Annotated in this window: 8 protein-coding genes and 1 pseudogene; 7 read left to right on the top strand and 2 right to left on the bottom strand. The window is 65.2% G+C overall.

The genetic code is table 11. The annotated features are described in order from the left end of the window. Positions 1–441: 441 nt before the first annotated feature. From ACFXNW_RS06320 to ACFXNW_RS06310, 3 genes are all read left to right on the top strand, one after another. Positions 442–2,538 carry an AAA family ATPase gene (locus ACFXNW_RS06320; RefSeq protein ID WP_379416389.1) on the top strand — a complete coding sequence of 699 codons (2,097 nt, stop codon included), beginning with the start codon at positions 442–444 and terminating at the stop codon, positions 2,536–2,538. Between the two features lie 66 nt (positions 2,539–2,604). Continuing rightward, positions 2,605–3,960 carry an FAD-dependent oxidoreductase gene (locus ACFXNW_RS06315; protein WP_379416387.1) on the top strand — a complete coding sequence of 452 codons (1,356 nt, stop codon included), beginning with the start codon at positions 2,605–2,607 and terminating at the stop codon, positions 3,958–3,960. Positions 3,961–4,110: 150 nt separating this feature from the next. After that, positions 4,111–5,013 (top strand): alpha/beta hydrolase, encoded by a 903-nt coding sequence (locus ACFXNW_RS06310; RefSeq protein ID WP_379416385.1) that lies wholly within the window; start codon positions 4,111–4,113, stop codon positions 5,011–5,013. A gap of 245 nt (positions 5,014–5,258) precedes the next feature. On the opposite strand, the pseudogene ACFXNW_RS06305 reads toward ACFXNW_RS06310, so the two are convergent. Next, a pseudogene (locus ACFXNW_RS06305) lies at positions 5,259–5,393 on the bottom strand (DNA-binding response regulator); the annotation flags it as partial. 721 nt (positions 5,394–6,114) lie between these two features. On the opposite strand from ACFXNW_RS06305, the gene ACFXNW_RS06300 reads away from it, so the two are divergent. The 4 genes from ACFXNW_RS06300 (at position 6,115) to ACFXNW_RS06285 (ending at position 10,359) form a co-directional block, all read left to right on the top strand. Beyond that, positions 6,115–7,380 (top strand): hypothetical protein, encoded by a 1,266-nt coding sequence (locus tag ACFXNW_RS06300; RefSeq protein ID WP_379416384.1) that lies wholly within the window; start codon positions 6,115–6,117, stop codon positions 7,378–7,380. 138 nt (positions 7,381–7,518) lie between these two features. Then, complete coding sequence (locus ACFXNW_RS06295) at positions 7,519–7,758, top strand: hypothetical protein (RefSeq protein ID WP_379416382.1); 240 nt, start codon at positions 7,519–7,521, stop codon at positions 7,756–7,758. A 93-nt stretch (positions 7,759–7,851) separates the two neighbouring features. Further along, complete coding sequence (locus tag ACFXNW_RS06290; RefSeq protein ID WP_379416381.1) at positions 7,852–9,657, top strand: alkyl/aryl-sulfatase; 1,806 nt, start codon at positions 7,852–7,854, stop codon at positions 9,655–9,657. 324 nt (positions 9,658–9,981) lie between these two features. Next, positions 9,982–10,359 carry a hypothetical protein gene (locus ACFXNW_RS06285; RefSeq protein WP_379416379.1) on the top strand — a complete coding sequence of 126 codons (378 nt, stop codon included), beginning with the start codon at positions 9,982–9,984 and terminating at the stop codon, positions 10,357–10,359. A gap of 419 nt (positions 10,360–10,778) precedes the next feature. Here the strand turns inward: ACFXNW_RS06285 and ACFXNW_RS06280 are convergent, their stop codons facing one another. Next, positions 10,779–13,457 carry an AAA family ATPase gene (locus ACFXNW_RS06280; RefSeq protein WP_379416378.1) on the bottom strand — a complete coding sequence of 893 codons (2,679 nt, stop codon included), beginning with the start codon at positions 13,455–13,457 and terminating at the stop codon, positions 10,779–10,781. Between the last annotated feature and the right edge of the window lie 117 nt (positions 13,458–13,574).

Below are 13,574 nucleotides of genomic sequence, written 5' to 3'. Positions count from 1 at the left end.
CAGTGTCGACTCTGGATCGTCGAGTTCCATCCCCCATAGGGCCTAAAGAACTCACCCCCTAATCGACGTCGTGGATGCCGAAGAAGAACGTCGGAATATTGCCAAGATCTGTGTATCGGAGTTTCTCAGCCCACCTCCGATCCGACGTTTGTCCGCCCTGGTGGGTGGTCGCTCGCGTGTGACGCCCACGGGCCGTTCGAGGAGCTGCCCTTGTGGAACGCCGTTGGCCTTGGGCGACGGTGACGAGGTGTAACGCTCGGACACCGCGTAGGACGCTCGCCCCCTCGACCACGGCGCTGACGCCCCGACGATCGGCGCAGCGGCGATGATTGCAACCGCGCCTGCTCAACACGCGCTGCAACCAGGGATTTGTCTGGTCGCAATATAGCGCCGTGCTGATCGCCCGCGTCTATGTCCAGGTCGCCAGTAGAATCGGCTCGTATGGCAGCGGCGCCCGCCGGGCGGGCCTTGGGGGATCTTCTCGCCGAGCGGCGGCGGCGTCGCTTTGTGGGCAGGGCTGCGGAGTTGGCGCTGGTGGCGGAGGCGCTCGAGTGTGATGAGCCGCTGTTTTCGGTGCTGTATCTGTATGGGCCGGGTGGGATCGGAAAGTCGAGCCTGCTGGAGGTCATTGCCGATTCGGCGTCGGCGACTGGGGCGATTGTGGTCCGTCTCGATGGTCGTGAGCTGGCCCCGAACCCGGCTGAGCTGCTCGATGCGCTTGCCAGGGTCGTGGAGGTTCCAGTGGATGGGCCGATCAGTGCACCGGGGCGGCTGGTGATGCTTGTCGATACCTATGAGCGCTTGGCTCCGCTCGATGACTGGCTGCGGCGTCGGTTGTTGCCTCGTCTGCCCGCATCCGCGGTGACGGTGATTGCGGGGCGGATGCCGCCGGATCCGGCGTGGCGGGCCGAGGTGGGGCTGGGTGAGTTGTTGCGGGTGGTGGCTTTGCGGAATCTGAGTCCGGTCGAGTCCCGTGAGTTTCTGCGGGTGAATGGGGTGGATCCGAAACGTCATGATCAGATCGTGACGGTCAGTCACGGGCATCCCCTTGGGCTTGCGCTGGTCACCGACTTGTATGCGCGAGATGGTGATGTCCCTGATGATCCGTTGTCGCCGGATTTGGTGGCGGCCTTGTTGCATCGTTTTGTCGATGTGGTGCCGTCTGATCGGCATCGGCAGGCGCTCGAGGTGTGTGCTCTGGCCAGGGTGACGACGGAGCCGTTGCTTCGGGATGTGCTCGGTGTGGAGGATGCGAACGATTTGTTCGGGTGGCTGCGTGATCTGTCGTTCGTCTATCCGGGTAGTGATGGTCTGCATCCGCATGATCTGGCCCGCGACGCGTTGGACGCCGATCTGCGTTGGCGTGATATCGACAGCTATCGGCGCGTCTTCCACGGAGTGTGGACCCATATCCGTCGCGTGCTGCATGACGTGACCGGCCAGGCTCAACAGCAGTCGATCTACGACCTGAAGTTCGTATTTCGGAACCTTCCGGGTGTGCTGTCGCCGGTGGACTGGGAATCCTGGGGCGGCGCCTACCCACAACCGGCAATGTCGACAGACCGCGAGACCATCGTCGAGCTGGTCGGGGCGATGGAGGGCAGTGAATCGGCGGCCATCGCGGCGCGCTGGTTCGACCGCCAACCGGGCGGCTTCTACGTGTTGCGCGACCACGACGGCCGAGTGCGCGGGTTCCTGGCCATCCTCGACCTCACCCGCGCCGATCCCGGTGATATCGCCGCCGATCCGGGTGCCCGAGCGGCGTGGGCGTTCGCCACTCGCGATCGGCAGATGTGTGCTGGGGAGGTGGTGACTCAGACCAGGTTCATCATCGACCTTGCGGCGTATCAGGATCCCTCGCCCACCCTCAACGCCGTGCCGGTGCTCACCATGCAGCAGTATCTGCGCACACCGAATCTGGCATGGGACTTCCTCACCCTGGCCGATCCCGACCGGTGGAACGACTATTTCGCGGTCGCGGACCTGCCCCGTGCCGACGGTGCCGACTTCGTGGTGAACGGCCGCGGATATGGTCTGTTCGCGCATGACTTCCGGCGGGTCCCGGTGGACAGCTGGCTCGAACTCGTCACGGAACGCGCCCTGGCCCGCGACTTCAGCCCCATCGCCCCGACCGCCCCGCAACTGCTAGTGCTGTCCCAGCCCGAATTCGCGCGAGCGGTCAAACAAGCACTACAAGATTTCCGTGCTCCCAATGCACTTGCCCGAAACCCGTTGCTACGCACCCGGCTACTGCACGATTACGGACACGGGCAACCGGATGCGGGCGCATTGGAGCAGCTGATCCGCGACGCGGTGGCAGCTCTGGGTGAGGACCCGCGTGGGGACAAACCATTGCGTGCGATCGATCGCACCTATCTTCGTCCGGCCGCGACCCAGGAGTCCGCGGCGGCGCTGCTGGGTCTGCCGTTCAGCACCTATCGGCGGCACTTGGCACAGGGACTGACCTGGCTGACCGGGTGGTTGTGGGAACGCGACGTGCACGGTTTCACCGACGCCGACGGTCGTGAGCACAAGTGAGCAGTTTTCGGGCTGTCGGCTGAGCAATTACCGGGCGCACACTCCTCGCACATCGAGGAGGCTGCCATGAATGACATGTACACCCATGACCGCGCGGTGGTGCTCGGTGCGAGCATGGCGGGGCTACTCGCCGCGCGGGTGTTGTCGGAAACATTTCGCGAGGTGATCGTCATCGAACGGGATGAACTGCCGACCGGCTCTGCCCACCGCCGCGGTGTGCCCCAGGGCCGCCATATCCACGGGCTGATGGGACGCGGTCAGCAGATCCTCGACGAACTATTCCCTGGTTTCGGTGCCGACCTCGTCGCCCGCGGAGCGCCTGCACTGGACCAGTCCGGCGATGCGCGATTGTATCTGGGCGGGCATCGGTTACAGCAGGCGTCTGGCGGGTCGACGGTGATCAGTGCTTCGCGGCCATTGATCGAAAGCTATGTGCGCGAACGTATCCGGCAGCTATCCGGTGTCGAGCTCGTCGACCGACATGACGCGGTCGGGTTCACGACCGCGCACGGACGGGTCACCGGGGTCGAGGTTATCGGGCGAGCCGACGGCAGTGCCGCGGAAACCATCGCCGCCGACCTGGTCGTGGACGCCACCGGCCGTGGTTCCCGGACCCCGCGCTGGCTCGCCGCCCTCGGATATCCGTTACCTGCGGTGGACCGGATCAGTGCCGATATCGCCTACACGACCGTGGTGCTGCGCTTGCGCCACGATGCCCTCGGCCACGACCGAGCGATCATCGCACCACCGGCGCCAGGGCAGACTCGCGGCGGCGGCCTGGCCGAGATCGAAAATGGCTGCCACATCCTGACCCTGATGGGAATACTGGGGGACCGGCCGCCAGCCACCGTGAACGACATCCTCGACTACGCGAAATCTCTACCGGTGCCCGACATCTACGAGTCCGTATACGACGCCGAACCGATGACCGATCCGGTCCGAATCCGATTCCCGTCCAGTGAGCGACACCGCTATGAGCAGCTTGCCCGCTACCCCGACCGACTGATCGTCCTCGGCGACGCGCTGTGCAGCTTCAACCCTATCTACGGCCAAGGTATGAGCGTCGCGGCCATGGAAGCCCTCGCTCTACGCGAAGCCCTGGCCGGGGGCCGCATCCCGTCCGCCCGCCAGGTGATGCGTGCGTTGGCGACCGCGGTCGACGTGCCGTGGCAGTTGGCCGCCGGCGGTGATCTCGCCTTCGACGGCGTGGCAGGCAAACGCACCACCACGGTGCGGCTGGCGAACGCCTATATCCGGCGGCTGCATGCGGCGGCCGTGGAGGACGGCAGGCTCACCGTTGCGTTCATGCGCGTCGCGGGGCTGGTCGATCCACCGACGGCGTTGTTCCGACCCGCGATCGCAGCGCGGGCGTTTCGTCAACATCGGGGTATGCCCAGCAGCAAGTCTCGATCCACCGCTTGACACGGACCTTGCTGAGAGTCGAACGACTCGTCATACGAAGTGATACGGCAGCAGGACGGACCATTCGGAAGCTGGTGGATCCCAACAACACGGCCACCGTCGTGTACCCGATCCGATAGCTGCCACCGACGGAAAGTCAGGAGAAACGCAATGTCGATGTCGGTGGAACACGAAGAACTCACTTTTCGTTCCGACGATCAAGAGTGCGCGGCAACGTTATACCTGCCGAAGCAACGCACGCCGGAACAGCGGCTCCCGTGCGTGGTGATGTGCAATGGATTCAGCCTCACCCGCGAAGACGGGCTGCCTCTGTTCGCCGAACGGTTTGCCGCAGCCGGGCTTGCAGCGCTGACGTTCGACTTCCGTCAACTCGGCGGCAGCAGCGGCGAACCCCGCCAATTCGTCGACCACCGGCGGCAACGAACCGACCTCACTGCCGCAGTTTCGTTCGCTCGCACGATCGACGGAATCGATTCCGGCCGAATAGCGGCATGGGGATTCTCGACCGGCGGCGGACTGGCCGTCCAAGTCGCCGCCGCCGACCGTCACCTTGCTGCGGCGGTGGCGTTGTTCCCGATGGTCGATGGCCTGGCGTTCGCGGCAGCCGCCAAACCGCTGATGGGCGCGCGCCTCATGGCGTACGCCGTGCGCGACCGACTGGGGCGTGCAAACGTGCGGGTACCCGTTGTCGGGCCGCCCGGGACGGTCGCGGTGTTCAATCAGCCCGCAGCGAAGTCAGGGATCGAACGTGCTCTCACAGAAGACTCGCTGTGGCGAAACGAAGTGTGCGCGAGCACATTTCTCCGTGCGGGCTTCTTCCGTCCGGTCCGAGCAGCCCACAGGGTCCACTGCCCGTTGATGGTCTGCGTTGCAGATAACGACTCGCTTGTCCCCATACCACCGATCCTCCGGCTCGCCCAACGGGCACCCCGGGCGACATTGCACCACTACCCGCTCGATCATCTCGACGCCTTCGAGGCCGGAGAAGGCTTCGACTCCGTTGTGGCCGAACAGATCGAGTTCCTCACTGCCAACCTCGGTAGTCCGGCATGACGGGCACCACCAGCCGTCATAATCTCGGCGAACGGCGCACCCGAGTCGGGCTTATCGCTCGCGCGGTGTCGCCGTCGCTACTGGTAGCGAACCGATGATTCGCAAGCTCCCTCGGGCGTGCTCGACCATACGCCGCATAAATCTAGCGCCGCGCAGAGTTGCGTAACTGCGTCGAGATCGCGTGCGCGGTGATCACCCTGGTCAGCTCCCAGGTCTCCAAGCAGCGTGCGGGGACGGCCTGTGGTTCAGAGTTCGTCAGCATTGATGAGCCCGTCCTGGATGGCGCGGGCGACCAGGGAGGCTTTAGTGGATGCAGGCCGCCCGGCTTGTGCGTACTTCGTTCGAATTCCTTCGAGGTGGGTGTTGACGGTACCGGTGGTCCTCTGCCGCTGCATCGGCGACCCGGGGCCGAGGAAATCGCGACGGAATCCGGCCGCAGGGGTCCCGACGATGGCGCCGTCTGTCGCGGTAGTCCTGGCGACCTCGATTTCGTTGGTCGAGTAGGACACGACACGGAGGGCTCGGTGCTTGTCCAGATTGACCATGGAGTTCACGATCGCCTCAACCTGCTTGATCAGCCGCTCGAGGTGGGCAGCCCGGGCCTCGAACTTGCTCATGCTGCCGATCCTCCCCTGCCGCGCTTCGCGTTGTCGGCGGCGCGGCATGCTTTGATACCGCGGCGGTGTCGGCGGGTTCGACGACGTTGGTCAAGCCGATTCCATCCGATGGGCAAGCCCAGTACCGGCCGGCCTCAGACGGACGGCGGGCGGCGGGTCGCGGATGTGCTGGGCGTACGGTGGCGCGGATTCTGGAAGCCCAGCGGCGGTGTGGTAGTCGGTGAGCGCGGTATGTGAGATCTTGGTCGGGACGCGGCCGCGGCTAGGGGCTTCGACGAAGTCGGTTACACGAATTCCTGCCGGATCCAATTGAAGAGAGCCGCATTCGGGTGCGGTGGGTGCGGTCGGCTGGCAGGATCGCGGGGTGGGGACAGTGTCGGTATTGGCGGTCTCGGCGATCACGTCAGGCGCGGTAATGGGATGCCGGAAACCGCGATGCAGATGTCGACAGCGGCGCGCATGCCGACGAGACAGGAGGGCTTTTGTGAACTTGGATGTAGGAACGTCGCTCACGATTGCTGGGCTCCTGATCGCCGCGCTGGCAGCTTGGTGGGCGCGCAAGGCGCTGGCTCCGCAGAAGCAGTCTCAGACGCAGGACCTTTGGGTTTCTGAACGTCAGAATCTCAACACATCCCGTGCGGACCTCTCGAAGTACGCTGCGCACCTTCACATCGCGGCCAGTTCGAAGGTCCGGGCAATCGGGGGAACATCAATGCTTGCGATAGAGGGCTGGACTCACCTGCCTATTCCTCTGCAGGCACTACAAGTGACCTTCACGAATGGTCCCGCGCCTGATCAGGCTTCTTTTCTTGACGTAGCCAGAGGCATTCTACCTATGGGTCGACACGGCCGGAGGTATGCCCTCTACAGTGAGGCGATGGGGGATTTCGCCCGTCCGGCATTGTTCGACAATCGAGTCTCGTACCGCCTTGTCAACCTCGAGATGGGCAGTGATGGACGCACCAAAATGCAGTTCACTACTTGTCGCTACTTTGAAATGCTCAATATCGCCGAACCACTGGCGCATGAGCTTTCGAATGCAGTTGCGTCCATCGGCACAGTTCAGCACGCGCGAATTTGGAGGCAGTTGCCGCTGAGGAAGATGCTACGCCATGATCCATTTCGCATAAGCGATCGCGTGATACTTCCGTCAATCGGAACGCTGCTACTCCGTGTCGCGGATGACGGGAGTGCTCGATTTCTGCTCCACAAACGCGATACTAGTGCGGTCGCGATCGCTGGCGGCCACTATTCTCTGGTGCCGGCCGGAGTGTTCCAGCCATCGTCGGCTTCGCCCGCGTCCATCGACGAAGATCTCGATCTGTGGCGCTCGATTCAAAGGGAAGTTGCTGAGGAGTTACTCGGTATCGAAGAAGCTATCGGTGAGACTGGGGTGCCTATCGATTATGAGAACGATGAGCCGTTTGCTTCGTTCGAACGCGCACGGGCGGAGGGTGACCTGGCGGTATGGTCGCTCGGCTGGGGCATTGATCCCTTGACCCTGACCCTTGAACTGTTGACGGTGTTGACCGTTAAAGCAGCGGCTTACGACGTACTCGGAATTGTGGAGCGAAATCCTGAGGGCAAAATTGTGGCCGCAGGGAGGACTGGCTCGGGACTTAAGGGGTTTGCGTTTACAGCGGAAACCATCGAAGGATTGTCTGCAAAGGGCGAGCTGTCGCCGGTTGCTGATGCCTGCCTCGAGGTTGCGTTGCGTCACAAGGCCGTTTTGCTCCCTGAGTCGCGGTAAACCGCGGACACGCCGGAACGATGGTGTCAGTGGGTCCCGGACCTGAAGTCTGGATCCGAGCGGTTCGGAAGTCGCGATGCGCACTTAACCCTAGGGGGTCAGAGTATTAGGCTGTCCTGATGCGTTCAGAGCCTGACAGTGGCCAGCGCCAAGAGCACCGTCAGTTCGGCGCTGGCCGGCGAAGTCGCGCTGCTGATCGCTGCGACCATCGACTTCGTTGTGCCGATCGGTATCTACCTGGTCCTGGGGGAGCGCGCCAAGGCGGGGCTGGGGGCAGCCAAACAATGGATGCTGCGCAACAACCGAGCGCTGTCGATCGGTGTGTTGTTCGCCTTCGGTGCGCTGTTCACAATACGTGGCATCGCCAACCTGACATGACCGCAATTCACCCGTAGCGGGTGATGCGCCGTCCCGACGCCGAGGCGAGCATCGGGAAGACGATGGCGAGCCGAGCTGAGGAGCTGGTATCCGATGGCGTTGGATTACGAGGATCGCACCGATTTCGAGAACGCGGACCGCGGGTTCATCGAGACCATGACGCCGATGCGGATCACCAAGGCTGACGGCACCGTCGTCTTCGACACCTCCGGTTACAGCTTCCTCGACGGCCCCTGCCCCGAGACGGTGAACCCGAGCCTGTTCCGCCAGGCGCAGCTGTGCGTGAAGAACGGCCTGTACCAGGTGACCGACGGGATCTACCAAATCCGCGGCTTCGACATCTCCAACATGACGATCGTCGAGGGCGACAAAGGGGTCATCATCATCGACCCACTCATCTCGGCGGAATGTTCCTCGGCGGGGCTGAAGCTCTATCGCGCGCACCGCGGCGACCGGCCGGTCACCGGCGTGATCTACACCCACTCCCACGGCGACCACTTCGGTGGCGTCGAGGGCGTGCTGCCGGACGGTCGCGGCGACGTGCCGATTCTCGCGCCGGAAGGGTTCATGGAGGAGGCGGTGTCGGAGAACGTCTACGCGGGCGTGGCGATGACCCGTCGTGCCACCTACATGTACGGCGTCGGCATGATCCCCGAGCCGGAAGGCCAGTGCAGTACCGGCCTCGGAATCCAGACCTCGCAGGGGACCTTCGGCCTGATCCCGCCGACAATCGATATCACCCACACCGGTCAGCAGGAAACTGTCGACGGTGTGCCGATCGTGTTCCAGATGACGCCGGGGACCGAGGCACCCGCGGAGATGAACTTCTATTTCCCGCGTCACCGTGCACTCTGTGTGGCGGAGAACGCGACGCACAATCTGCACAATCTGCTGACATTGCGTGGTGCGCAGGTCCGCGATCCGCGGATCTGGTCGCACTACATCGACGAGACGATCGAGATGTTCGTCGTCGATTCCGACGTCGCCTTCGCCTCGCACCACTGGCCGACCTGGGGCGTCGACAACATCAGGTCGTTCCTATCGGTGCAGCGCGACCTCTACATGTACCTGCACGATCAGACGCTGCGCATGCTGAACGAAGGGCTCACGGGCGTCGAGATCGCCGAGGCGATCGAACTGCCGCCCGGCTTGGACGCCGCGTGGAGCGCACGCGGCTACTACGGCTCGGTCAGCCACAACGTCAAGGCGATCTTTCAACGCTACCTCGGCTGGTTCGACGGCAATCCGAGTTCATTGTGGCAGCGGCCGCCGCAGGAGCAGGCGGTGCGCTATGTCGAGACGATCGGCGGCATCGACGCGGTGATCGCCAAGGGCAAGGAATACGCGGACAAGGGGGATCTACGCTTCGCCGCCGAACTGCTCAAGCACGCCGTGTTCGCCGAGCCGGACAACGCACAGGCCAAAGAGGCGCTGGCGCAGACCTATCAGAATCTCGGCTTCGGTTCCGAGAACGCCACCTGGCGCTGTTACTACCTCACCGGCGCACACGAACTGCGCCGCGGGATCGAGGTGGTCCCGATGGACCTGGGTGGCGGCATGGCGGCCGCCCTGACGATCGAACAGCTCTTCGACACCATCGCCATCCGAGTGAACGGCCCACGCGCGGCGAAGGATTCCTTCGTCATCGAATGGCACTTCACCGACCTGGACACAGTCATGCGACTGACCCTGTCCAACGGTGTGCTGATCCGCACCGTCGACCCGCGCTCGAAGGCCGATATCGACCTCACCCTCAACCTCACCAAAGCCCAACTCCTCAGGGTCATGGAAGGCAAGGGCATCGACGGCATCGACCACACCGGTGAACCGGGGGTCCTCCAGCGCCTGTTCGGCTTGCTGGATACCCCCGACCCGAACTTCGCGGTCGCCACCCCCTGAGTCACTCGGCGAGGCGGCCGCACCCGGACCAGGGGCGGCCGCATCGCCATGTGAGGCGTGCCGGTTCTGCGGCGCGGCGACCCTTCCGCGTGATGGCGAGAACAAGAACCCGACTTCACAGAGTCGACAGCAATTGTCGAGCTAACATGTGCGCAGGCACGCCAGTTGCGATAGCGCACCTCACCGATCATCTCGACTCTCTCGGGCTCGACCAGGTGCGAACCGGGATCGCCGGGCACGGCGTCGTCGGCGTGCTCAAAGGCGGGCTCCCCGGCGACCGTGTCATCGCATTGCGCGCCGATATGGACGCACTCCCGGTCCCCGATGAATGCGGTGTGGCGTTCGCGTCGAGTGTCGTCGACGACGACCACCCGGGCGGGCCGTTTCAATATCGTCGGCCAGACCGTCACCCTGTGGGGCACCATCCGTTGTGCTGTCGAATCGGACATGTCCGCCGTCCAGACGCGCCTGCGAACGCTGGCCACCCACACCGCGCAGGCCTACAACTGCACCGCGACTGTGGAATACATGCAAGAAGTCCCCGCCGTACACAATCTGGCGCCCTGGGTCGACGCGGGACTTCCCACCCTGCGTAAGGTCGTCGGCGACGACCGCGTCGTGCAGACCTCGCCGCCTATGACCACTTACACGGAGATCTCCTTCCGAAGTAGCGCTCCAAGAGCGCCGGCCTCGCTCCCGTGAGACCTCGCGGGTCAGTGCGCATGCAGTGGCGACGACTTCGCTGACGAGGTGGCCGGTGGTGATGCGGTCATGGGTCGAGATGCCTGCGGCTCGATCCGGTAATACACCCAACATCCGCGCCGTTCACTCGGACCGCAGTGTGGGGGTCAGGGATTCGAGTCCCTTAGGTCCACCTCCGGGCGCACAAAGCGCGCCAGGTCAGGGCCCGATTCGGGAGCAGCATTCGGCGATCCGGAAGGGTTCTGGTCGGAACTGCCGGTGCGCGTTGCCATGCTCGCCTGTGCATGGCTCGCGCGGTGCATTCCGGTCGTGTTCGGCGGCTTCGCCGCGCATGTACTGGTTACAGCCGGTCGGCTTCAGTCGGATGCGTACGCCTGGGTTGCGATGAGTCGGGGCGGCGGACTGCCGTGATCCGCACTTCACCCGAGATCGGGGATGTCTTTGAGCTGCCTGCGCGAGGTGATACCGAGCTTGCGGAAGATGTTGCGCAGATGGGCCTCCACGGTCCGCGGGCTGAGGAACAGGCTTCTGGCTACCTCCTTGGTCGTCGCACCGGTCGCGACCTGACGTGCGATGTGCATCTCCTGCATGGTCAGGTGGTCGTATGTGTGCTCGGAACGGCTGCGGGCAACCTCCCCGGTCGCCCGCAGCTCGGCCGCTGCCCGTTGGGTGAACGCCTCCAACCCGATCTCCGACATCTGTTCGTACGCGATACGCAGGTGTTTCCGAGCGTCTCGGCGGCGCCCGGCCCGGCGTAACCATTCCCCGTACCTCAGGTGCGCCCGCGCGAGGTGCAACGGCAGCGAACTGTCCGTGAGGTGGTCGAGCGCCTCCAGGTAGTGGTCTTCCGTGTCGTCGACCAGCGCCCGCGCGCCGGCCGCCACGCCGAGGGCCATGGTGGTTTCAGCGGCTTCCGTGCGCTCGAGGAGGGACTCCAGCGCCGACCGCGCGATCGCGTTCTCATCGCACCGGACGGCGGACTCCACCAGCTCGGGCAGTGCGAAGCCGGCGAGGAAGAGGTCACCGCTCGCCACGGCTTGCTGCGCTGCGTCCAGCGCGACCGGATAGTCCGCCAGGCCGTTGTACAGCACAGCCTTCGCCCAGTTGAGGTTCGCCGTCAGTAAGCCGGTGCCCCGGCTCGTTCCCTCCGCGACAAGGTCGAGTACCTCCTGGCGTCGGCCACGCATCGCTGCCAAGTGGACTCTCGGATACAGCTGGGGCAGGTCACCGACGGCGTCGGCGAACGCTTCCTCCTCGGCGATCGCAGCCACTGCCTGCCCGAAGTTCCCGGTGAGCACCGCGTGCAGCGCCGCTTGGGCCAGGCCGAGTCGGACGATCACCGGTGCCCCCGTATCGCGTCCGGTGCGCACCAGCCAGTCGACGATCGTTGCGTGCAGGTCCAGGTCCCACAGTTCGCCCGCGAGCACCGTGGCCAGAGCCGGCGTCTGCGTCCAGCCGGCGTCCTCGCCGGTGAGGGCCTGCCGAACCATGGGCAGAGCGGCGCGGTGCCCGTCGCCGTTCAACCGCACCAGCGCGTCTAGGAGGTCCGGCCCGCGCGCCGCCGACGGCGCCGAACGAGCCGCCTCGAGTACCCGGTCCATCACCCCGGCTGCACGTCCGACGGAGAGCCCCATATCCAGGGCTGCCACCAGGTATTCGCGGGAGCGTTCCGGATCCCCGGTCGCGAGACGCTGTGCCGCCTGCACGATGAGCTCCGGCCCGCGAACCACCCCGTCGGCACCTTGGACGAATGCGATCTGCCCGCGCAGCATGTCGACGGCCGCGTGCTGCGGGTCATCCAGCATCCCGGTATCTATGCAGTTCAACAAGTCCGCGGCCGCGTCCGCCGCGCCCGTTTCGAGCGTCGCCTGCGCGGCGGCGAGCGTGCGCTCGATCTGCTTGCCGGGATCGAGTGACAACGCCGCAGCATGGCGGAGGTATGCGGCGGCGGCAACGACACCCCCGCGTGCCTGCACCCGTGATGCCGAGGACGCCAGCTGCGCCGCAACCTGTTCGTCCGGGCCGGTGGTGGCCTGGGCCCGGTGCCAGGCCTGCCGGTCCGGGGCAGCAACCGGGTCGGTGGAATCGGCCAGCGCTCGATGCGCTGTCCGGCGCAGCGTCGGTTCCGCCGCGCGGTAGACGGCCGAACGCGCCAGCGGGTGGCAGAAGCGCGGGCGTATGTCGAACACCACGAGCCCGGACGCTTCGGCGGCGGCACTCGCGGCCGGCACGTCGATGTCCAGACGTTGCGCGGCCGCCCAGACCAACGCCGGGTCTTCGGTGGGGTCGGCGCTCGCGAGGATCAGCAGCAACCGCGCTTCCGGCGACAGCGCCGCCATCCGGATCTGGAAGCTCCGCTCGATCCGGCCCGTGACCGGCGATGGCGTCGGCAGATCGAACAGACCGGATTTCGGCAGCTCGATCAGGGCGAGTGGGTTCCCGCGGGCCTCGGCCAGGAGGCGATCACGCATCCGTTCGTCGAGCGGGATGGTCTTGTCGCGGGCCAGCAACGCCCGCGCATCCGTGTCGCTCAAGCCACCGACCGTCAACCCGGGCAACTCCTCCAGTCCACGGACGGGTTCTTGATCGCGGGCCGCGAACACGATCGCGATCGGCTCCGCCGCGATGCGCCTAGCCAGGAACGTCAAGGCCCGGGCCGATGCGCTATCCAACCAGTGGGCATCGTCGACGAGGCACAGCAGCGGCCGTTGCGCCGCAGCGGCCGCGAGCAGTTCGAGCGCGGCGAGGCCGACGCGGAACGGTTCCGGCGTGCCGTCGGTCAGCCCGAACGCGATCATGAGGGAGTCGCGGTAGGGAGCCGACAGCGTGTCGAGGTGTGCCAGTGCCGGAACGCACAGCTGGTGAAGTCCGGCGAACGGCAGGTCGGCCTCGAATTCCGAGCCGGACGCGCGGATGATCTGGAACTGTTCCTGGCTCGCGCGCTGGACGTGGTCGAGCAGCGCGCTCTTGCCGATACCCGGCTCTCCCCGCAGCACGAGCACACCACCGTCGCTGTGCTTCGCCGCGCCGACGAGCTCGAGGAGATCAGTGATCACTTCTTCTCGGCCGATGAGCGGGTAAACGCACGTCGTGGGCATGGTCGCACCCTATCTGCGTACGGGGGATGCCGCTGCGCACGTAGTCCGCCGTGCAGGCGAGTAGGTAGTCACGAGTAGGTGATTGTCACCGACGCGAACGGCGGTGTGCGTACCGGA

It is taken from the genome of Nocardia sp. NPDC059180 (assembly GCF_042754945.1).
Classification (GTDB): domain Bacteria; phylum Actinomycetota; class Actinomycetes; order Mycobacteriales; family Mycobacteriaceae; genus Nocardia.
The sequence above is the reverse complement of the archived record's forward strand: the minus strand, read 5'-3'. Positions and strand labels throughout refer to the sequence as shown.